The 20566-nt window shown below is 68.0% G+C and carries 15 protein-coding genes; 8 read left to right on the top strand and 7 right to left on the bottom strand.

Annotated elements, in window-relative coordinates:
• Positions 1 to 82 precede the first annotated feature (82 nt).
• Together KF707C_RS27305 and KF707C_RS27300 are read right to left on the bottom strand one after the other, a co-directional pair.
• On the bottom strand, positions 83 to 766 hold the full coding sequence (locus tag KF707C_RS27305; RefSeq protein WP_003457442.1) for a DUF502 domain-containing protein: 684 nt from the start codon (positions 764 to 766) through the stop codon (positions 83 to 85).
• Between the two features lie 24 nt (positions 767 to 790).
• Positions 791 to 2155 (bottom strand): CYTH domain-containing protein, encoded by a 1365-nt coding sequence (locus tag KF707C_RS27300; protein WP_003457441.1) that lies wholly within the window; start codon positions 2153 to 2155, stop codon positions 791 to 793.
• Positions 2156 to 2291: 136 nt separating this feature from the next.
• On the opposite strand from KF707C_RS27300, the gene argE reads away from it, so the two are divergent.
• A complete protein-coding gene (argE, locus tag KF707C_RS27295) occupies positions 2292 to 3431 on the top strand; it encodes an acetylornithine deacetylase (protein ID WP_003457440.1) in 1140 nt (379 codons plus the stop codon).
• A 123-nt stretch (positions 3432 to 3554) separates the two neighbouring features.
• The gene (gene argA / locus KF707C_RS27290) at positions 3555 to 4853 is read left to right on the top strand and encodes an amino-acid N-acetyltransferase (protein ID WP_003457439.1); all 1299 of its coding nucleotides are present in this window, start codon (positions 3555 to 3557) and stop codon (positions 4851 to 4853) included.
• A gap of 71 nt (positions 4854 to 4924) precedes the next feature.
• Here the strand turns inward: argA and gshA are convergent, their stop codons facing one another.
• From gshA to KF707C_RS27275, 3 genes are all read right to left on the bottom strand, one after another.
• Positions 4925 to 6511 (bottom strand): glutamate--cysteine ligase, encoded by a 1587-nt coding sequence (gene gshA, locus KF707C_RS27285; protein ID WP_003457438.1) that lies wholly within the window; start codon positions 6509 to 6511, stop codon positions 4925 to 4927.
• A gap of 149 nt (positions 6512 to 6660) precedes the next feature.
• Positions 6661 to 7044: a PaaI family thioesterase gene (locus KF707C_RS27280; protein ID WP_003457437.1), complete on the bottom strand. Its 384-nt coding sequence runs from the start codon at positions 7042 to 7044 to the stop codon at positions 6661 to 6663.
• 2 nt (positions 7045 to 7046) lie between these two features.
• Positions 7047 to 9359 carry a Tex family protein gene (locus tag KF707C_RS27275; protein WP_003457436.1) on the bottom strand — a complete coding sequence of 771 codons (2313 nt, stop codon included), beginning with the start codon at positions 9357 to 9359 and terminating at the stop codon, positions 7047 to 7049.
• A 221-nt stretch (positions 9360 to 9580) separates the two neighbouring features.
• Between KF707C_RS27275 and ompR the strand changes: the two genes are divergently transcribed.
• The 3 genes from ompR to KF707C_RS27260 all read left to right on the top strand — a co-directional run bounded on the left by ompR (position 9581) and on the right by KF707C_RS27260 (position 15654).
• Positions 9581 to 10312 (top strand): osmolarity response regulator transcription factor OmpR, encoded by a 732-nt coding sequence (gene ompR, locus KF707C_RS27270; protein ID WP_003457435.1) that lies wholly within the window; start codon positions 9581 to 9583, stop codon positions 10310 to 10312.
• 43 nt (positions 10313 to 10355) lie between these two features.
• A complete protein-coding gene (locus tag KF707C_RS27265) occupies positions 10356 to 11687 on the top strand; it encodes an ATP-binding protein (protein WP_036994681.1) in 1332 nt (443 codons plus the stop codon).
• Between the two features lie 187 nt (positions 11688 to 11874).
• Complete coding sequence (locus tag KF707C_RS27260) at positions 11875 to 15654, top strand: sensor domain-containing protein (RefSeq protein WP_036994509.1); 3780 nt, start codon at positions 11875 to 11877, stop codon at positions 15652 to 15654.
• Positions 15655 to 15891: 237 nt separating this feature from the next.
• Here the strand turns inward: KF707C_RS27260 and rimK are convergent, their stop codons facing one another.
• Positions 15892 to 16797 (bottom strand): 30S ribosomal protein S6--L-glutamate ligase, encoded by a 906-nt coding sequence (gene rimK / locus KF707C_RS27255; protein WP_036994507.1) that lies wholly within the window; start codon positions 16795 to 16797, stop codon positions 15892 to 15894.
• Positions 16794 to 17258 (bottom strand): retropepsin-like aspartic endopeptidase RimB, encoded by a 465-nt coding sequence (rimB, locus tag KF707C_RS27250; RefSeq protein ID WP_003457431.1) that lies wholly within the window; start codon positions 17256 to 17258, stop codon positions 16794 to 16796. Before rimB ends, rimK begins: the two co-directional genes overlap by 4 nt.
• Before the next feature lie 120 nt (positions 17259 to 17378).
• On the opposite strand from rimB, the gene KF707C_RS27245 reads away from it, so the two are divergent.
• The 3 genes from KF707C_RS27245 to KF707C_RS27235 all read left to right on the top strand — a co-directional run bounded on the left by KF707C_RS27245 (position 17379) and on the right by KF707C_RS27235 (position 20540).
• Positions 17379 to 17783, top strand: coding sequence for an RNA-binding S4 domain-containing protein (locus tag KF707C_RS27245; protein WP_003457424.1), 405 nt, complete (start codon positions 17379 to 17381; stop codon positions 17781 to 17783).
• 129 nt (positions 17784 to 17912) lie between these two features.
• Entirely contained in the window at positions 17913 to 18800 is an 888-nt protein-coding gene (gene hslO, locus KF707C_RS27240; RefSeq protein ID WP_003457422.1) for an Hsp33 family molecular chaperone HslO, read from the top strand.
• A 195-nt stretch (positions 18801 to 18995) separates the two neighbouring features.
• A complete protein-coding gene (locus tag KF707C_RS27235; protein ID WP_003457413.1) occupies positions 18996 to 20540 on the top strand; it encodes a phosphoenolpyruvate carboxykinase in 1545 nt (514 codons plus the stop codon).
• Positions 20541 to 20566: the final 26 nt, after the last annotated feature.

The raw sequence follows: 20566 nt of genomic DNA, 5'->3' as shown, positions 1-20566 counted from the left end.
GTCAGGGGGTGAGCAAGAGTCGATTTGATGCGCGCTGGCCTTTAGGGCGAAGGGCAGTGATGGGGGCAGCTTGAGAGGCGATCTACGAAATCTGGTCGTCCTCGCTCACCACCGGCTCCTTCGCCTGCCGGCTTGCCTGTTGCGGGGGCGTGAGGCCCATTGAGAGGTAGATGCTGGTCAGGCCCTCCACGCCCATGTCCGCCGGGCGCAGCCACTCAACGGGGACGTAGATCAGCCCGCCGCCCACCGGGATGGGGGCGGTGGGAACCAGGATGGCGCAGTAGGGCCGGCCGTCGATCTCGACGGTGTCCGGATTCGGCTGCAGGGCCAGCACCGCCGCGCCGTCGCCGCCGAAGACGCACCAGACCGGGCTCATGGCGGCGATGTCGGCGTTCTTGCTGCGGTCCAGCAGGCCGACGAAACGATCGGCCAGGCTGTAGAGGCTGCCGATCAGCGGCGCCCGGCGCAGGGTCATGTCCAGCAGCCAGCCGAGGGGGCGGCGCAGACCCAGCTGCACCGCCAGTCCCAGGGGATAGAGACTGCCCAGCAGCACCAGGGTCCCCACCAGGTAGGCCAGCGCCGGGTTGCTGGCGAAGGGCTGGCCGAGGGCGCCCAGGAGCTGGCCGATCACCGTGGAGGGGCCCACCAGGGTGTTCAGCAGGCTCAGCAGCCAGGCCAGCAGCGCCAGGGTCAGCACCAGTGGCAGCAGGGCCAGCAGGCCGGTGAGCCAGGTGGTGACCAGGGATTGGACGCTTTGCCTGAACATCCCGCGACTCCTCGGTGATCGCTATCAGCGGGTCAGCGCTTTCCAGCCGCGCAGGCTGATCAGGGTCTGGGCCTGCTCGCTGCGGGCGGCCAGGACTTCGGCGTCCAGCGGCGCCGTGGCCAGTTCGGCGAGCTTGGCCAGCTCGCCGTAGGCGCGGTCGACCTCGAGGGTCTCCAGGACCTGCCGTGCCAGGCGCAGCCAGACCAGCAGGCGTTCCAGGCGCGGCAACTGCTCGGCCAGGTCTTCCGGCTGGCGCTTGTACAGCTCGGGCTTCAAGGCCTGGCCTTCCTCGGCGAGGAAACGCTGCAGCCAGTTGCCCAGCGCCGCCTGGCCCTGGCGGGTGCCACGGGCGTTGCGCTCGACGGTCCAGGCGCGGCCCAGCAGCCAGCGCGAGGCCTTGAGGGAGAACAGGCCCCAGCGGGTGCCGGCCAGTTCGTCGGCGAACTGCTGCGGCGCGGCGTGGCGGGCGGCTTCGTCGTGCTCGCCGGCCAGCAGGCGGGGGCGCCAGTCGGCCAGCAGGGCGTCCAGGGCTTCCCGCAGGTCGTGGCTGCTGGCGCGCGGCGCCGCCTGGCCGAGGCTGCCCAGCAGGGCCCGCAGGTCGGCCAGTTGCCGGACCCAGTCGGCCAGCAGTTTCCAGTGGCCATTGAAACGGTACTGCTCGGCCAGGCGCTGGCTGGCGCCCAGCAGGTGCCAGGCGAGGGCGGCGAAGGCGTCGTCCAGGGAGGTTTCGGCGGTCAGCTCCGGCAGCGGCAGGCCGAGGTGGTAGCTGTCGGCGTCATGCAGGCGGTAGCCGCGCTCGGCCTTGCTGATATCGCAGGGCATCAGCGGCAGCTCGGCGGCCAGTTCGGCGGCCAGTTCCAGCAGGGCGTCGGGCTCGCCCTGGCGCAGTTCCAGTTCCAGCTCGCAGATTTCTTCTTCCTGCTTGCCGGCGATCACCTTGCCCAGGTCCAGGGCGGCCTCGATCACCACCTTGGCCTTGCCCCGGCCCCAGGCGATCTCGGCGCGGTCACGGTGGAAGTCGGTGGTGAAGATCGGCCCCAGCTGTTTCTTGTCGAGCTCGGCGAGGCTGGCGGGCCAGCAGTCGTCGGTGAGTTTCTTCGGGTCCAGCTTGGCCTTGGTCAGGTACCAGTCCCACTCGTTGCGCTCGGACAGCCCGGCCACGCTCTGGCCACGGGTCTTCAGGGTCTGGATGAACTGGTCGCCGTCGCGACGCAGGCGCAGCGCCACCCGGGCGCGGGCCAGGTCGCGCTCGGGGGTGTCGTAATACTGGTTGAAGAGTTCACGGCGTTCCCAGCCGGACTTGTTGCGCTTCTTCAGCAGCGGATGGTTGCGCAGGGCTTCCAGTGTCTCGCGGCTGGCGCGAAGCTTGATTTCGGTCTCTTTGTTCATCGCCGGGATCTGTCAGTCGCAGCCGAGTTGGCTGCCGGGGCGGTGAAGTTTACAGGACAGGTCCGCCGCGCGCCGTAGCGGTTTCACCGGGCGTGGCCTTGTGCCTATGATGCTGTCTTGTCCGAGGAGGTCCCCGATGTCCGTTCCAGACCTGAAATCCCAGTTCGCCGCCCTGGTCGCCACCTCGTCGGTGAGCTGCACCCAGCCTGGCTGGGATCAGTCCAACCAGGCGGTGATCGACCTGCTGGCCGGCTGGCTCGATGACCTCGGCTTCCGTTGCGAGGTGCAGCAGGTCGCCCCCGGCAAGGCCAACCTGGTGGCCACTTTCGGCAGTGGCCCCGGCGGCCTGGTGCTGGCGGGCCACAGCGACACCGTGCCTTTCGACGCCGCCCTGTGGAAAACCGACCCGCTGAAACTCAGCGAAGTGGGGGACCGCTGGTACGGCCTTGGCAGCTGCGACATGAAGGGCTTCTTCCCCCTGGCCATCGAAGCGGCTCGCGGACTGCTGGACAAACCCTTCCGCCAGCCGCTGATCATCCTCGCCACCTGCGATGAGGAGAGCTCCATGGCCGGCGCCCGCGCCCTGGCGCAGGCCGGCAGGCCCCTCGGCCGCGCCGCGGTGATCGGCGAACCCACGGGCCTCAAGCCGATCCGCCTGCACAAGGGCGTGATGATGGAGCGCATCGATATCCTCGGGCAGAGCGGCCACTCCTCCGACCCCAGTCTCGGTCACAGCGCCCTGGAGGCCATGCACGCGGTGATGAGCGACCTGATCGCCCTGCGCGGCGACTGGCAGCGGGAGTTCCGCAACCCGCAGTTCAGCGTGCCCCATCCCACCCTGAACCTCGGTTGCATCCACGGGGGCGACAACCCCAACCGCATCTGCGGCCAGTGCAGCCTGGAGTTCGACCTGCGGCCGTTGCCGGGCATGGAGCCCGAGACCCTGCGGGCGGTGATCCGCCAGCGCCTGCGCCCGGTGGCCGAGCATTACCGGGTGAAGATTGACTACAAGCCGCTGTTCCCGGCCGTACCGCCCTTCGAGCAGACGCCGGAAAGTGATCTGGTACGCCTGGCCGAACGTCTTACCGGCCACAGTGCGCAAGCGGTGGCCTTCGGCACCGAAGCCCCGTATCTTCAGCAGCTCGGTTGCGAGACCCTGGTGCTCGGCCCCGGCGACATCGCCTGCGCCCACCAGCCGGACGAGCACCTCGAACTGTCACGGATCGAGCCTACCGTTGCGCTGTTGCGCCAGCTCATCCAGCATTACTGCCTGTGAACCATCCAGCCCCCGGAGGATGTCCGTCGATGTTCCTGCGACGACGATAACGCGCCGCTTCACCTTCGCTCCCCTGCGGAGCCGTACCCGTTATCTCGCACTTATCCACAGGCTCACGGAACCATGCCCGATTACGTCAACTGGCTGCGTCACGCGTCTCCCTATATCAACGCCCACCGGGACTGCACCTTCGTGGTCATGCTGCCCGGCGAAGGCGTCGCCCACCCGAATTTCGGCAACATCGTCCATGACCTGGTGCTGCTCCACAGCCTGGGCGTGCGCCTGGTGCTGGTACATGGTTCGCGCCCACAGATCGAGGCACGCCTCGCCGCGCGTGGCCTGACGCCCCATTTCCATCGCGACCTGCGGATTACCGACGGCCCCACCCTGGAGTGCGTGATCGATGCCGTGGGCCAGTTGCGCATCGCCATCGAGGCGCGCCTGTCCATGGACATGGCGGCCTCGCCCATGCAGGGCTCGCGGTTGCGGGTGAGCAGCGGCAACTTCGTCACCGCCCGGCCCATCGGCGTGGTGGATGGTGTGGATTACCACCACACCGGCGAAGTGCGCCGGGTGGACCGCAAGGGCATCGGTCGCTTGCTGGACGAGCGCACCATCGTGCTGCTGTCGCCCCTGGGCTACTCGCCCACCGGGGAGATCTTCAACCTGGCCTGCGAGGACGTGGCCACCCGCGCCGCCATCGACCTGGGCGCGGACAAGCTGGTGCTGTTCGGCAGCGAGCGGGGGCTGATCGACGAATCCGGCCGGCTGGTGCGCGAGCTGCGCCCGCAGCAGGTGCCGGCCCACCTGGCGCGACTCGGCAACCACTATCAGGCCGAGCTGCTGGATGCCGCCGCCCAGGCCTGCCGTGCCGGGGTCAAGCGCAGCCACCTGGTGAGCTACGCCGAGGACGGCTCCCTGCTCACCGAGTTGTTCACCCGGGACGGCGGCGGCACCCTGGTGGACCAGGAGCAGTTCGAGTCCCTGCGTGAAGCCACCATCGAGGACGTGGGCGGCCTGATCGACCTGATCACCCCGCTGGAGGAACAGGGCATCCTGGTGCGCCGTTCCCGCGAGGTGCTGGAGCGGGAGATCGAGCAGTTCACCATCGTCGAGCGCGACGGCCTGATCATCGCCTGCGCGGCGCTCTATCCCATCGCCGACTCCGAGGCCGGCGAGCTGGCCTGCCTGGCGGTGAACCCCGAGTACCGCCATGGCGGCCGTGGCGACGAGCTGCTGGAGCGTATCGAGGAGCGCGCACGGGCCATGGGCCTGAAGACCCTCTTCGTGCTCACCACCCGCACCGCCCACTGGTTCCGCGAGCGCGGCTTCCAGCCCAGCGGCGTCGAGCGCCTGCCGGCCGCGCGGGCATCGCTCTACAACTTCCAGCGCAATTCGCAGATTTTCGAGAAAGCGCTCTGAGCCCGGCCCGGATGCAGGGCGGGAGCGACGTCATTCGCGAATGAAATCGCTCCCGGCTAGGGCCTGCCCGGTCAGTGGCTGGCCAGCCCCAGGATGCTCGCCTGGTAGGCGGCGACGAAGGTGTCGAAGTCGACGTCCGGCTCGGCTTCCAGGCGCGCCTGCTCTGCCAGGGACTCCCGGGCCAGGGCTTCGAAGCGGGCCTGGTCCTCGGCGGCCAGGGGGTGGCTGCGGAAGTGGTCGGCGTGCTCGCGGCTCTTGCGCAGGGCGAACTGGCTGAAGCTCTCGCCGTTCTGGCGCAGTTCCGCCAGTACCCGGGCCGAGGGGGTCAGGTCCGGATCGGCCACCTTGGCGCGCTGGGCGGACAGGGCCGCAGCGTGCTCCTGGCTGCCCTGGGCCGCGTCCAGGACTTCGGCGGTCCGGGCGATGCGGTCCAGCAGGTCGTTGGCCCAGTCGGTGAGGCCGATGGCCTGGCCGTTGCGCAGCAGCGTCAGGCCGGGACGGCGGCCTTCCTTGACCACGCGCTGGAAGTTGTCGGTGGCGCTGCGGCACTCTTCACCGGCCATGGGCGGGCTGTCCTGCAGGGCGCAGAACAGCAGGAAGGCGTCGAGGAAGCGGGACTCCTCCAGGTCGATGCCCAGGGGCAGGTAGGGGTTGATGTCCAGGCAGCGCACCTCGACGTACTGCACGCCACGGGCCATCAGGGCCTGGATCGGGCGTTCGCCGGTGCAGGTGACGCGCTTGGGGCGGATCGACGAGTAGTACTCGTTCTCGATCTGGATGACGTTGGTGTTCAGCTGCACCCACTCGCCATTCTGCTTGGTGCCGATCTCGGCATAGGGCGGATAGGGGGTGGAGACCGCCTGGCGCAGGCTCGCCAGGTAGCTGTCGAGGCTGTTGTAGCAGGGGGTCAGCCCCGCCTGGGCATTGTTCTGGTAGCCCAGGTCGCTCATCCGCAGGCTGGTGGCCCAGGGCAGGTAGAGGGTCTCGGCGTCCAGCGTGTCGAGGTCGTGGGGCCGATCGCGCAGGAAGCTCCGGTCCAGGGCTGGCGCGGCACCGAAGAGGTACATCAGCAGCCAGCTGTAGCGACGGAAATTGCGGATCAGCGCGATGTAGCGCGCGGACTGGTAGTCGCGGTCGTCCTGGGGATCGCCTTCGGCCTGCTTGAGCAGGGGCCAGAGGGCGTCGGGCAGGGAGAAGTTGTAGTGGATGCCGGCGATGCACTGCATGGTCTTGCCGTAGCGAACGGCCAGGCCCTTGCGGTAGACGTACTTCAGCCGGCCGATGGGCGAGCTGCCGTAGCGGGCGATGGGGATCTCTTCCTCGCTCGGCAGGCGGCAGGGCATGGACGGGCTCCAGAGCAGCTCGTCGCCGAGCTTGCCGACGGTGAAACGGTGGATCTTGTCCAGGTCCGCCAGGGTCGTGGCGGGATCGGTCTCGGCGGGGGTGATGAACTCCAGCAGGGATTCCGAATAGTCCGTGGTGATCTGCCCATTGGTCAGGGCCGAGCCCAGGGCGCGGGGGTGCGGCGTCAACGCCAGCTGGCCATTGCCATCGACCCGCAGGCATTCACGTTCGATGCCGTGCAGGCAGCGGGTGAGCAGGGGCAGGTTGGCGCGCTCGCCGAGCAGGGCCAGGCGGCGGGAAAGAAGATCGCTCAATTTGGAATCCTTCACGCATCGGTCGCCCCAATATGGGGGTGGACCAAGCTGTCTACAAGAGGCGGACTACACCGCCGGAGGAAATACCTTTGCCACCGGCGGCGCATGCTGTCGTTTCGTCCAGAATAGAGCCTTGTCGTCCCCCGCCGTTACAGCTGAGCGAAGGTGCCTTGTCCCTTGGCGACCAGCCTGTCGTCCTGCAGCACATCGGCTTCCACCACCAGGGTGCGCTTGCCGGCGTGCAGCACCCGCGCCCGGCAGATCACCTCGCCTTCCGCCACCGGGCGGATGTAGTTGATCTTGCACTCCAGGGTGGCGCTGCGACGGTCGAAGCCGTGGGTGCTGGAGCAGGCCAGGCCCATGGCGATGTCCAGCAGGGAGAAGATCGCCCCGCCGTGCATCACCCCGCCGCGGTTGCGCAGGTGCTCGGCCATGGGCAGCCGGGCCTCGGCCACGCCCTCGCCCAGGCTCACCGCCTCGATGCCGAGGTGGTGGCTGTAGGCGCTGCCGGTCTGCAGGTCGGACAGGTCCATGGTCACTTCTTCTTCAGTTGCTTGGCGTTGGCGAACAGCGAGGCCATGGCGGCGTTGGCCGGCGGCGCGCTGTTGCGGGGCGCCTGCTGCTGGCGCTGCTGGCCACCCTGGCGGCCACCGCCGCGCGGGCCTTCGACCTTCTCGCCGGGGGTATCGCCCATGCGCATGGACAGGCCGACGCGATTACGCGGGATGTCCACTTCCATGACCTTGACCTTGACGATGTCGCCGGCCTTGACCACCTCGTACGGATCCTTGACGAACTTCTCCGACAGCGCGGAGATGTGTACCAGGCCGTCCTGGTGGACGCCGATGTCGACGAAGGCGCCGAAGTTGGTGACGTTGGTCACCACGCCTTCCAGCACCATGCCGGGCTTGAGGTCCTTGAGGCTCTCCACGCCCTCCTGGAACTCGGCGGTCTTGAACTCCGGGCGCGGGTCGCGGCCAGGCTTGTCCAGTTCCTTGAGGATGTCGGTGACGGTGGGCAGGCCGAAGGTCTCGTCGGTGAACCTGGCCGGGTCCAGGCGCTTGAGGAAGCCCGAGTCGCCGATCAGGGTGCGGATGTCGCGGCCGGTATCGGCGGCGATGCGCTGCACCAGCGGGTAGGTCTCCGGGTGCACCGCAGAGGCGTCCAGCGGGTTGTCGCCGTTCATCACGCGAAGGAAGCCGGCGGCCAGCACGTAGGTCTTCTCGCCCAGGCGGCTGACCTTCTTCAGCTCTTCGCGGGTCTTGAAGGCGCCGTTGGCGTCGCGGTGGGCGACGATGTTCTGCGCCAGGGTCGAATTGAGGCCGGAGATGCGCGCCAGAAGGGCGGCGGAAGCGGTGTTCACGTCCACGCCCACGGCGTTCACGCAGTCTTCCACCACGGCGTCCAGGCTGCGGGCCAGCTGCAGCTGGGACACGTCGTGCTGGTACTGGCCGACGCCGATGGATTTCGGGTCGATCTTCACCAGCTCGGCCAGCGGGTCCTGCAGGCGGCGGGCGATGGAGACGGCGCCGCGCAGGGACACGTCCAGCTCGGGGAACTCACGGGCCGCCAGCTCGGATGCGGAATACACCGAGGCGCCGGCTTCGCTGACCATGATCTTGGTGAGCTTGAGCTGGGGGAATTGCTTGATCAGGTCCAGGGCCAGCTTGTCGGTCTCGCGGCTGGCGGTGCCGTTGCCGATGGCGATCAGTTCGACGCCATGCTTGGCGCAGAGTCGGGCGAGGACGGCCAGGGTCTCGTCCCACTTGTTGTGGGGTACGTGGGGGTAGACGGTGGCGGTGTCCAGCAGCTTGCCGGTGGCATCCACCACGGCCACCTTGCAGCCGGTGCGCAGGCCCGGGTCCAGGCCCAGGGTGCAGCGCGGGCCGGCCGGCGCGGCCAGCAGCAGGTCGTGCAGGTTGCGGGCGAAGACGTTGATGGCCTCGGTCTCGGCGGCTTCGCGCAGCTCGCCCAGCAGGTCGGTTTCCAGGTGGGTGTAGAGCTTCACCTTCCAGGTCCAGCGCACCACTTCGGCGAGCCACTTGTCGGCGGCGCGGCCACGGTTTTCCAGGCCGAAGCGCTCGGCGATCATCAGCTCGCAGGGGTGCATCGTGCCCGGCAGCTCCTCGCCCACCTTGAGGGCGATGCTCAGCACGCCTTCGTTGCGGCCACGGAAGATGGCCAGGGCGCGGTGCGAGGGCACGCCCTTCAGGGGTTCGTCATGCTCGAAGTAGTCGCTGAACTTGGCGCCTTCCTGCTCCTTGCCGGCCACCAGGCGGGCGGCGAGGGTGGCGTTGTCCTTGAGGAAGCCGCGCAGGGTGGCCAGCAGGGTGGCGTCCTCGGCGAAGCGCTCCATGAGGATGTACTTCGCGCCTTCCAGCACCGCCTTGACGTCGGCGAAGCCTTTTTCGGCATCGATGAACCGCCCGGCTTCCACGTCCGGCGCCAGCTCGGGGTTGCCGAACAGGGCGTCCGCCAGTTCGCCGAGGCCGGCTTCCAGGGCGATCTGGCCCTTGGTCCGGCGCTTCTGCTTATAGGGGAGGTAGAGGTCTTCCAGGCGGGTCTTGGTGTCGGCCAGCTTGATTTCCCGCTCCAGCTCCGGGGTCAGCTTGCCCTGCTCGGCGATGCTGGAGAGGATCGCGGCACGGCGGTCCTCCATTTCGCGCAGGTAGCGCAGGCGCTCTTCCAGGGTACGCAACTGGGTGTCGTCGAGGCTGCCGGTGACTTCTTTCCGGTAGCGGGCGATGAAGGGCACGGTGGAACCCTCATCCAGCAGCGCCACGGCGGCGGCGACCTGTTGCGGGCGCACGCCCAGTTCTTCAGCGATGCGGTTGTTGATGCTGTCCATTGAAAACACCTGCATGGGCGGCAGCCCGGGCCGTGCCACGGCGGCTCCCGCGGGAGGAACGACCGGTGGCCCAGGGGCCGCCGGTGATGAAAGGCGCCGCATTATAAACACCGAGTTCCGAGGGGGAGGGCACCGTTCGGGGAAAAATCTGCTAACAATGGGCAGGCCGCCGTAGGACGCGCGGCGAGCGATAATGCGCGGCTTGCAGAACAGGAGAAATCATGAGCAGCAACCCCACCACCGAAGGCGAAAAGATCCTCATTGTCGATGACGACGCCCGCCTGCGGCGCCTGCTCGAACGCTTCCTCGACGAACAGGGCTACCGCGTGCGCGCGGTGGAAAACGTCGAGCAGATGGATCGTCTGCTGGCTCGCGAACTCTTCAACCTGGTGGTCCTGGACCTGATGCTGCCTGGCGAGGACGGCCTGTCCGCCTGCCGCCGCCTGCGTGCGTCCAACAACCAGGTGCCGATCATCATGCTCACCGCCAAGGGTGACGAAACCAGCCGTATCCAGGGCCTGGAGGTTGGCGCCGACGACTACCTGGCCAAACCCTTCAACCCCCGCGAGCTGCTGGCGCGGATCAAGGCCGTGCTGCGGCGTCAGGCGCCCCAGGTTCCGGGTGCCCCGGCCAGCGAGGACGAGACCGTCAGCTTCGGTGAGTACGAGCTGTCCCTGGCCACCCGCGAACTCAAGCGCGGCAATGAGGTGCAGATGCTCACCACCGGCGAATTCGCCGTGCTCAAGGCCCTGGTCAAGCATGCCCGCGAGCCGCTGACCCGTGACAAGCTGATGAACCTGGCCCGTGGCCGCGAGTGGGACGCCCTGGAGCGTTCCATCGACGTGCAGATTTCCCGTCTGCGCCGGCTGATCGAGCCCGACCCCTCCAAGCCGCGCTATATCCAGACCGTCTGGGGCGTCGGCTACGTGTTCGTGCCCGATGGCAACAAGTGAACGCGCGGCGGGCGTGACCGCCGCCGGGCAACCCAGGGCGGTGATCCGCACGCCCTACTGGTTCCCCCAGAGCTTCTTCTCCCGCACCCTCTGGCTGGTGCTCATCGTCGTGCTGTTCTCCAAGGCGCTGACCCTGGTCTACCTGATGATGAACGAGGACGTGCTGGTGGACCGTCAGTACAGCCACGGCGCGGCCCTGACCCTGCGCGCCTACTGGGCGGCCAGCGAGGAAGAGCGTGATGAGCTGGCCCGGGCCGCCGGCCTCAAGCGGGTGACCCGCGACGCCGTGCCCGCCAGCGAACAGCACTGGCCCTACAGCGAGATCTTCGAACGCCAGATGCAGGCCGAGCTCGGTCCCGACACCGAGGTGCGCCTGCGCGCCCAGAGCCCGCCGGCGCTCTGGGTCCACGCCCCCGAGCTGGGCCCGGACTGGGTGCGCATCCCCCTCTATCCCCATCCCCTGCGCGGCCAGCGCATCTGGAGCGTGCTGGGCTGGTTCCTCGGCATCGGCCTGTTGTCCACCGCCGCCGCCTGGATCTTCGTGCGCCAGTTGAACGCGCCGCTGAAACGGCTGGTGTTCGCCGCCCGCCAGATCGGCCAGGGCCGCAGCGTGCGCCTGCCGGTGAGCGACACGCCCAGCGAGATGGCCGAGGTGTACCGGGCCTTCAACCAGATGGCGGAGGACGTCGAACGGGGCGCCCGCGAGCGTGAGCTGATGCTGGCCGGCGTGTCCCATGACCTGCGGACGCCCCTCACGCGGTTGCGCCTGTCCCTGGAGCTGATGAGCAACGACTCGGAGCTGACCGAGGACATGGTGCGCGATATCGAGGACATGGACGCGATTCTCGACCAGTTCCTGGCCTTCATCCGCGACGGCCGTGACGAGCGGGTGGAAGAGCTGGACCTCAGCGAACTGGTGCGCGAAGTGGTGGCGCCCTACAACCAGCAGGAGGAGCGGGTGCGTCTGTGTCTGGAGCCCCTGCCGCCCTTCCCCTTGCGCCGGGTGTCGATGAAGCGCCTGCTGGCCAACCTCATCGAGAATGCCCTGCGCTACGGCGGCGGCGGCGGCGGCGGCGGCGGCGGTGTCGAGGTGGCGGCCTTCCTGGCCGGTGACAACGCGGCGCCCTACGTGGTGCTCAGCGTGCTGGACCGCGGCCAGGGCATCGACCCCGCGGAGCTCCAGGACATCTTCAACCCCTTCATCCGTGGCGACCGCGCCCGGGGCGGCAAGGGCACCGGACTGGGGTTGGCCATCGTCAAGCGCATCGCCGCCCAGCACGGCGGCAGCGTCGAGTTGCGCAACCGTTCCGGCGGCGGCCTGGAGGCGAGGGTCTGCCTGCCGCTGGGGCTCATGCTGCCGCGCGACGCCGTGTAGCGTTCCGACAAAACGGCCTGCGCCCCGGCGCGTTTTCCTGCGGAGCGGGCGTCGCCACTTCCGGGAAGTCCCTTCCGTCCCCGATTAGCGCCTGCCATCGGCGAAACGATGTCGTGCGGCACTTTTTTCGGGGTACGCTGAGCCGCCGCTGGGCTATCCTCAGCTTGCGCGCCGACATGAGGTCAGTATGCCCGCAGCTCCTTTTCGCCTCCCCCAATGGACCTGGTGGTTGCCGCTGCCGCTGCTGCACCTCGCCACCTGGGCGTCCCTGGGTATCCAGGCGTCCGGCGGCATCGCGGCCTGGTACCTGCCCTTCGCCCTGGGCCTGGTGTTCTGCCTCTGGTGGGGCGCCCGGGTCCTGCCTTCCCTTTATTTCAATACCCTGCTCAGCGCGCCCTTGTGGGGCCTGGACTGGCACTGGGCGCCCCTTTACGCGGTGCCGGAAACCCTCGCCGTCGCGGTGAGCTGCTGGGTGGTGCGCCGCGCCGGTTGCCATGCCGACCTGCGGGATTTTCCCGAGCTGCTGCGCTTCATGTTCTACGGCGTGCTGCTGCCGGTGAGCCTGCTGGTCTACGGCGGACAGCTGACCCTGCAACTGAGCGACAGCTCGATCCAGGGCGGCTGGAGCAACGCCGCGCTACTGGTCTGGCCGGGGGCCTGCCTGACCACCCTCTCGGTCAGCCTCCCGCTGCTCACCTACCTGACGCCGCTGCTGAGCCGCCGGGGCTGGGTGCCGGAGCCCGTGGCGGCGGTGCCGGACACCCTGCATCGCCTGCCGCCCTGGCCACTGTTGCTGGGCCTGGCGCTGCTCGTGCCCTGGCTGCTGACGCTGGTGCCCCTGGTGCTCACCCTGCCCACCATCGGCCTGGTGGTGCTCGGCCTGGCCCTGGCCTGGGGTTTTCCCGGCGCGCTCTGCGGGGCCGGCATCACCACCCTGACGGTGATATTCCTGCCGGCCCTGCGCCACGTGGCCGGCAGCCTGGCGGAGTCCCCCTGGGGGATGGAGCTGCACTTCAGTGTGCTGCTGCTGACCATGTCCACCCTGCTGGTGGGTCGTAGCCTGAGCGACCTGCGCCTGGCCCTTTCGCGTCGGGACGAGATACAGCAGGAGCTGGCCCTGACCAACCTCGCCCTGCGGGCCAGCCCGCTGGGCGTGACCATCGCCGATGCCCGCCAGCCGGAGCAGCCGCTGATCTACTGCAACCCCGCCTTCGAGCGGATGAGTGGCTATTCCCGGGACGAGGCCCTGGGCAACAACTGGCGATTCCTGCTCCACCACGACCGCAACCAGTCGGAGCTGCCGCGCCTGCAGGACGCCCTCCAGCGCGGCGAGCAGTGCAACCTGGTGCTGCGCAACTACCGCAAGGACGGCAGCCTGTTCTGGAACGAGATCACCGTGGCGCCCATGCGCGATGCCCAGGGGGTGAGCCACTTCGTCGCCCTGCAGCACGATGTCAGCCGACGGGAGATGCTCGCCGAGGAACTCGAGACCCGCCGGGACGAACTGCTGCGCCAGACCCACCTGCTGAACCAGACCGAGGCCATCGCCGATATCGGCAGCTGGGTGCTGGACATCACCACCCTGAAAATGTCCTGGAGCGAAGGCAGTTTCCGCATCTTCGAGCTGGAGCCGGGCGGCGGCGCACCGAGCCTGGGGCAGATGCTGAGCTTCCTCGACCCCGGCAGCCGCGCCCTGCTGGAGGACACCCTGGAGCAGTGCCTGCGCAGCGCCGAGCCCTTCGATGTCGAACTGCGCATGCAGAGTGCGCGCGGCGCCCCCCGCTGGCTGCGGCTCAAGGGCCTGGCCGAGCATGATGGCGAGCAGGTGATCCGGGTCTACGGCGCCATGCTCGACCTCACCGGGCAGAAGCGCGCCGAGCGCCTGCAGCGTGAGCGCGACAAGCACCTGCACCTGTTCTTCGAGGCGCCCCTGATCGGCATGGCCCTCTGTACGCCGGACCAGCGCTGGGAGGAAGTGAACTACAAGCTCTGCGGCATCCTGGGCCGCTCCCGCGAGCAGTTGCGCGGCGTCGACTGGATGAGCATGACCGTCGAGGAGGACCGTGCCGCCGAGGAGGCCCTGCTGGACGAGGTGCGTCGCGGCGAGCGGGACGGTTACGAGCTGGACAAGCGCTTCACCCGGGGCTCCGGCGGCACCGTCCATGCGCGGGTCAACGTGCGCGGCGTGCGCGACCTGGACGGCCAGCTCTACGCCCTGCTGGCGCTGGTGGAGGACATCAGCGCCCGGCGCGAGGCCGAGGCCCGCTACCGCACCCTGGTGGAGCACGCGCCCGAGGCCATCCTGGTGTTCGATCCCCAGCAGGGCATCGTCGACGCCAACGAGAATGCCGCGCGCCTCTTCGGGCTGCCCCGCGAACAGTTGCTCGGCCAGATGCCCACCAGTTTCAGCCCACCGCTCCAGGCCAACGGCAGCTCCTCGCGGGAGCTGGGGCACGCCTACACCCGCGCCGCCCTCAAGGGCGAGACGCCCACCTTCGACTGGCTGATGCGCGATGTGAACGGCCGGGTCCGCCCTTGCGAAGTACGGCTGGTGCGCCTGCCGGGCGAGGGACGCGCCCTGATCCGCCTGAGCATCACCGACATTTCCGAGCGCCAGCGCTACCAGCGCGAGATCGAACGTCTCGCCTACAGTGACGAACTCACCGGCCTGCCCAATCGTCGCCTGCTGCTGGATCGCCTGCAGCACGCCATGGTCCGCGAGCAGCGGGAGTCGCGTTTCGGGGCATTGCTGTTCATCGACCTGGACCACTTCAAGACCGTGAACGACAGCCTCGGCCACCCGGTGGGCGACGCCCTGCTGCGGGAAGTGACCGCGCGCCTGGCCGGCTGCCTGCGCAACGAGGACACCCTGGCGCGCCTGGGTGGCGACGAGTTCGTGGTGCTCCTGGAGGCCCTGGCCGAGGAGCCGGAGCTGGCCGGCAAGCTGGCCGCCGAAGTCGGCGACAAGCTGCTGCAGAGCCTGCACGGCAGCTACCGCATCGGCGAGCACGACCTGGCGGTCAGCGCCAGCATCGGCATCGCCCTGCACCCCTTCGACGGCCAGGCCGCCGCCGACGTGCTCAAGCAGGCGGACACCGCCATGTACCGGGCCAAGCATTCCGGCCGCAATGCCCTGCACTTCTTCGCGCCGGAGATGCAGGCGGCCATCGACCAGCGCCTGCAGTTGCAGAGCGAACTGCGCCAGGCCATCGACCGGGACCAGCTCAGCCTGGAGTTCCAGCCGCAACTGGCCCTCGCCGACGGCCGCGTGCTGGGCGCCGAGGCCTTGCTGCGCTGGCGCCACCCGACCCGAGGCGAGGTGCCGCCGTCCCAGTTCATTCCCCTGGCGGAGGAGACCGGGCTGATCCTCGAGCTGTCGGACTGGGTGCTGGAGCGCGCCTGCGGCTGCCTGGCCAGTTGGCAGGCGGAATGGCCCTGGCTGGTCCTGGCCATCAACGTCAGCCCGCGAGACCTGCGCAAACCGGGCTTCGCCGAGCGCATCAGCAGCGTCCTGCAACGCCACGGCGTGCCGCCGGGACGACTGGAGCTGGAGATCACCGAGGGCAGCCTGCTGGAGGACGTGCAGCAGTGCATCGTCGCCATGCAGGCCCTCAAGATTCTGGGAGTGCGTTTCGCCCTCGATGACTTCGGCACCGGCTACTCGTCGCTGGCATACCTCAAGCGTCTGCCCCTGGACCGCCTGAAGATCGACCGCAGTTTCGTCGATGGCCTGGACAATGACGCCAGTGATCGGGCCCTGGTGGAGACCATCCTCGCCATCGGCCGGAACCTCGGGCTGGAATGCGTCGCCGAGGGCATCGAGAACGAGGAGCAGGCGACCATGCTCCGCCAGCGGGGCTGCGAGCTGGGGCAGGGCTACCTCTTCAGCCGGCCGCTGGGCGAAGACGCCTTTGGCGACTGGCTCCGGGAGCGACGCGCTCGGCAGGTGCGGGAGCGGAGCCTGTGAGCGCATCCCGATCGCCAATGAATCCGTAGGAGCGGCCTCGCCCGCGAAACTGTCCGCGCATTCGCTGTAGGAGCGGCCTCGCCCGCGAACCGGTCCGCGCCATTCGCCGGCAAGCCGGCTCCTACGATGTCGAGGCGTCGACGTCCCTGTCGGGGCATCGGGTTTTCGGTGGAGCCCGGCCCGGCCATCCGTGGCCGGTCGTTCGCCGGGTCATCGCATGCGATGACTGATCCCGGCTCACCCCTTCCCGCGGGTGCGGGTGGAGTTGGGGCAGGCGTACTTTTCCAGGTGCTGGATGATGATCCCCGCCACGTCCTTGCCGGTGGTGGTCTCGATGCCTTCCAGGCCCGGCGAGGAGTTCACCTCCATCACCAGGGGACCATGGTGGGAGCGGAGGATGTCCACGCCCGCCACCGACAGGCCCATCACCTTGGCGGCGCGGATGGCGGTCATGCGTTCTTCCGGGGTGATCTTGATCAGGCTGGCGCTGCCGCCGCGGTGCAGGTTCGAGCGGAACTCGCCGGGCTTGGCCTGGCGCTTCATCGCCGCGATCACCTTGTCGCCCACCACGAAGCAGCGGATGTCGGCCCCGCCGGCTTCCTTGATGTACTCCTGCACCATGATGTCCTGCTTCAACCCCATGAAGGCCTCGATCACCGACTCGGCGGCCTTCTCCGTCTCGCAGAGCACCACGCCGATGCCCTGGGTGCCTTCCAGCACCTTGATCACCAGCGGCGCGCCGCCGACCATCTGGATCAGGTCCGGCACATCGTCGGGGGAGTGGGCGAAGCCGGTCACCGGCAGGCCGATGCCCTTGCGCGACAGCAGTTGCAGGGAGCGCAGCTTGTCCCGGGAGCGGGTGATGGCCACCGATTCGTTGAGTGGGAAGACCCCCATCATCTCGAACTGCCGCAGCACGGCGCAGCCGTAGAAGGTGACCGAGGCGCCGATGCGCGGGATCACCGCATCGAAGCCTTCCAGCGGCCGGCCGCGGTAGTGGATCTGGGGCTTGTGGCTGGCGATGTTCATGTAGGCCCGCAGGGTGTCGATCACCACCATCTCATGGCCGCGTTGATGGCCGGCCTCCACCAGGCGGCGCGTCGAATACAGGCGCGGATTGCGCGATAACACGGCGATTTTCATTGGGCACCCGGAAGGGAAAGGGTCGGTTTTTCCTGAACGTAGGCAAGCGCCGGGTTGACCACCAGCTGCCCCTGTACCAGGGCCTTGGAGCCCAGCAGTACGCGGTAGCGCATGGTCTTGCGGCAGGCCAGGGTGAACTCGATGGGCCAGGCCCGGTCACCCAGCGCGAGCAGGGTGCGGATGACGTAGCGGGTCTGGGCCAGGCCGTTGGAGCTCTTGATGGTCTTCACCGACACCACCTGGGCCTCGCACCGGTGCCGCCGCTGCACCAGGGTGCCGAGGTGCGCGGTGAACCGCACCCAGCGTTCGCCGTCCTTCTCGAACGGAACGATGTCGCTGGCGTGCAGGGTGGAGGTGCTGGCGCCGGTATCGATCTTCGCGCGCAGGCCGACCATGCCGAGTTCCGGCAGGGCGATCCACTCGCGGAGTCCGATCACGGAGAGGTGGTCGAAAGTCTTCAATACAGGCTTTCCGGTAAAGTTGGCGCATTCTAGTGGGCCCATGTGACAACTGCACCTGGACCCTGGCTGAGCTTAGACCGGGCTGACGAGCAGAGGGTCCGGTCCGTGAGGAATCCATCCATGAGCGGCAAAGACGACAAAGACGACGGCAAGGTGCGCCTGGACAAGTGGCTCTGGGCGGCGCGCTTCTACAAGACCCGGGCGCTGGCCAAGGAGGCCATCGAGGGCGGCAAGGTCCATCACCGGGGCGAGCGCTGCAAGCCGGGCAAGGAGCCCCGGGTGGGCGACGAGTACGTGATCCGCACCGGTTTCGACGAGCGCACCGTGGTGGTCCGCGCCCTGTCGGCGGTGCGTCGGGGCGCGCCCGAGGCCCAGCTGCTCTATGAGGAGACGGCCGAGAGCCGGACCCGGCGCGAGGACGCCGCCGCCCTGCGCAAGGCCGGCGCCCTGAGCATCCAGACCGATGGCCGGCCGACCAAGAAACAGCGGCGGCAGATCCATTTCCTCCGGGGCGGCCATGAATAGGGTTTCCCTATCGCGCCTATAGAAAATCCCTGCTCAAGGGATAGACAACCGGCCCTTGGTGTACCAGCGGATTTGCGCATAAAATCGCCAGCCTTTCGGCCAATCTGGCCCAAATGCAGCGAGTCCGGCATGTCCGATTTCACCCAACGTTTTCTGTTCGACGACACCGATGTGCGCGGCGAACTGGTTTCCCTTGGCGAGAGCTACGCCCACGTCCTGGCCAAGCATCCCTATCCGGAACCGGTCGCCCAGTTGCTCGGTGAAATGCTTGCCGCCGCGTCCCTGCTGGTCGGCACCCTCAAGTTCGACGGCCTGCTGGTGCTCCAGGCGCGTTCGTCCGGCGCGGTCCCCCTGCTGATGGTGGAATGCTCCAGCAATCGCGAAGTCCGTGGCATCGCCCGCTACGACGCCGATCAGGTCACCCCGGGCGCCGGCCTGCGGGACCTCATGCCCGAAGGCGTGCTGACCCTGACCGTGGACCCGGAGCAGGGCCAGCGCTACCAGGGTATCGTCGCCCTGGAAGGCGCCACCCTCGCCGAGTGCCTCTCGGCCTACTTCGACAACTCCCAGCAACTGCCCACGCGCTTCTGGCTCAACGCCGATGGCCGCCACGCCCGGGGCATGCTGCTCCAGGCCCTGCCCGCCGATCGCCTGAAGGATGTCGAGGCCCGTGAGGCCAACTGGCAGCACCTGACCACCCTGGGCGACACCCTTACCGCCGAGGAACTGCTGGGCCTGGACAACGAAACCCTGCTGCACCGCCTCTACCACGAGGAGACGGTGCGGCTGTTCGATCCCCAGTCCATCCAGTTCCGTTGCAGCTGTTCGCGTGAGCGTTCCGCCAATGCCCTGGTCAGCCTGGGCAAGGACGATGCCGAGACCCTGCTGGAGGAAACCGGCGGCACGGTGGTGATCGACTGCCAGTTCTGCAACCAGCGCTACAGCTTCGACGCGGCCGATGTCGCCCAGCTGTTCGCGGGTGGTGGCAGTACGGTGCCCTCGGAAACGCGTCACTGAAATATGTAGTGTGCCCATCGGGTCGCTGCGTGACCGGGGTGCGATTATCGGTCAGGAATATGCCCGGCTGACGGGAGGTTTCTACCCAAAGCGGGCTTTTCTGGCATAATCGCGCGCACTTTTTTCGCGGTAGGGGGTCGCAGTACCCACTACAAATCGTTTGGAGGACTCGGCTTTTCGCCGACGGGGAACCACATGACGCAAGCCAACAACGCCGTGTACACCGATATCAGCGCCGCGCAACTGGTCGAAGAGGCCATTCGGCGCGGCGAGGGCGAACTGGCCGCCAACGGTTCGTTGGTCGTGAAGACCGGCCACCGCACCGGTCGTTCTCCGGCTGATCGATTCATCGTCCAGGAGCCGAGCACCGAGGCCAAGATCGCCTGGGGCGCCATCAACCGTCCCTTCCCGGCGGACAAGTTCGATGCACTGTGGGCCCGTGTCGAAGCTTTTGTGACCGAGGGCGAGCGTTTCGTTTCGCACGTGCACGTCGGCGCCGATCCCGAGCACTACCTGGCCGTCAAGATGACCACCCAGACCGCCTGGCACAACCTGTTCGGCCGTTGCCTGTTCATCAACCCGGAACAGTACAACCCGCAGTCCCGCCAGGAGTGGCAGATCCTCAACGTGCCCGGCTTCGTCTGCGAACCCGAGCGTGACGGCACCAACTCCGATGGTTGCGTGATCCTCAACTTCGCCGCCAAGAAGGTGCTGATCGCCGGCATGCGCTACGCGGGCGAGATGAAGAAGGCCATGTTCTCCGTGCAGAACTTCCTGCTGCCGGAAAAGGACGTGCTGCCCATGCACTGTGCCGCCAACGTCGGCGAAGACGGCGACACCACCCTGTTCTTCGGCCTGTCCGGCACCGGCAAGACCACCCTGTCCGCCGACCCGAGCCGTTACCTGATCGGTGACGACGAACACGGCTGGGGCGTGGGCACCGTGTTCAACATCGAAGGCGGTTGCTATGCCAAGTGCATCGACCTGTCGGAGAAGAACGAGCCGGTGATCTGGAAAGCCATCCAGTTCGGCGCCGTGCTGGAAAACGTCGTGCTGAACCCGGAAACCCGCCTGCCCGACTACAGCGACGACAGCCTGACCCAGAACTCCCGTGCGGCCTACCCGCTGGAGCTGGTGGAGAAGCGCGTCGAGGCCAACCGTGCCGGCGAGCCGAACGCGGTGATCTTCCTGACCTGCGACCTGACCGGCGTGCTGCCGCCCGTGTCGATCCTGAACAACGAGCAGGCCGCCTATCACTTCCTGTCCGGCTACACCGCCCTGGTGGGTTCCACCGAGATGGGGTCCGGCGGCGGCATCAAGTCCACCTTCTCCACCTGCTTCGGCGCGCCCTTCTTCCCGCGTCCGGCGGGCGAGTACGCCGAGCTGCTGATCAAGCGCATCCAGGGCTTCGGCTCCAAGGTGTACCTGGTCAACACCGGCTGGACCGGCGGTGGCTACGGCGTCGGCAAGCGCTTCAGCATCCCCACCACCCGTGGCGTGATCGCCGCCATCCAGAGCGGCGCGCTGATCGGTGCCGAGACCGAGCACCTGGACATCATCAACCTGGACGTGCCGAAGGCCGTTCCGGGCGTCGAGACCGAGCTGCTCAACCCGCGCAACACCTGGGCTGACAAGGCCGCCTACGACGAGGCCGCCAAGGCCCTGGCCGAGAAGTTCGTCGAGAACTTCAAGAAGTTCGACGTCTCCGACGCCATCCGCAACGCCGGTCCGAAGCTGTAAGGGACCCGTTGTTCGACGAAGCCGCC

Origin of the sequence: Pseudomonas furukawaii (assembly GCF_002355475.1) — a bacterium.
Lineage (GTDB): Bacteria > Pseudomonadota > Gammaproteobacteria > Pseudomonadales > Pseudomonadaceae > Metapseudomonas > Metapseudomonas furukawaii.
The sequence above is the reverse complement of the archived record's forward strand: the minus strand, read 5'-3'. Positions and strand labels throughout refer to the sequence as shown.

What these genes read in the sequence shown, in the direction of transcription:
- KF707C_RS27305 (WP_003457442.1), bottom strand. Translation starts at nt 766, where the DNA reads ATGTTCAGGCAAAGCGTCCAATCCCTGGTCACCACCTGGCTCACCGGC.
- KF707C_RS27300 (WP_003457441.1), bottom strand. Translation starts at nt 2,155, where the DNA reads ATGAACAAAGAGACCGAAATCAAGCTTCGCGCCAGCCGCGAGACACTG.
- argE (WP_003457440.1), top strand. Translation starts at nt 2,292, where the DNA reads ATGTCCGTTCCAGACCTGAAATCCCAGTTCGCCGCCCTGGTCGCCACC.
- argA (WP_003457439.1), top strand. Translation starts at nt 3,555, where the DNA reads ATGCCCGATTACGTCAACTGGCTGCGTCACGCGTCTCCCTATATCAAC.
- KF707C_RS27280 (WP_003457437.1), bottom strand. Translation starts at nt 7,044, where the DNA reads ATGGACCTGTCCGACCTGCAGACCGGCAGCGCCTACAGCCACCACCTC.
- KF707C_RS27275 (WP_003457436.1), bottom strand. Translation starts at nt 9,359, where the DNA reads ATGGACAGCATCAACAACCGCATCGCTGAAGAACTGGGCGTGCGCCCG.
- ompR (WP_003457435.1), top strand. Translation starts at nt 9,581, where the DNA reads ATGAGCAGCAACCCCACCACCGAAGGCGAAAAGATCCTCATTGTCGAT.
- KF707C_RS27260 (WP_036994509.1), top strand. Translation starts at nt 11,875, where the DNA reads ATGCCCGCAGCTCCTTTTCGCCTCCCCCAATGGACCTGGTGGTTGCCG.
- rimK (WP_036994507.1), bottom strand. Translation starts at nt 16,797, where the DNA reads ATGAAAATCGCCGTGTTATCGCGCAATCCGCGCCTGTATTCGACGCGC.
- KF707C_RS27245 (WP_003457424.1), top strand. Translation starts at nt 17,379, where the DNA reads ATGAGCGGCAAAGACGACAAAGACGACGGCAAGGTGCGCCTGGACAAG.
- hslO (WP_003457422.1), top strand. Translation starts at nt 17,913, where the DNA reads ATGTCCGATTTCACCCAACGTTTTCTGTTCGACGACACCGATGTGCGC.
- KF707C_RS27235 (WP_003457413.1), top strand. Translation starts at nt 18,996, where the DNA reads ATGACGCAAGCCAACAACGCCGTGTACACCGATATCAGCGCCGCGCAA.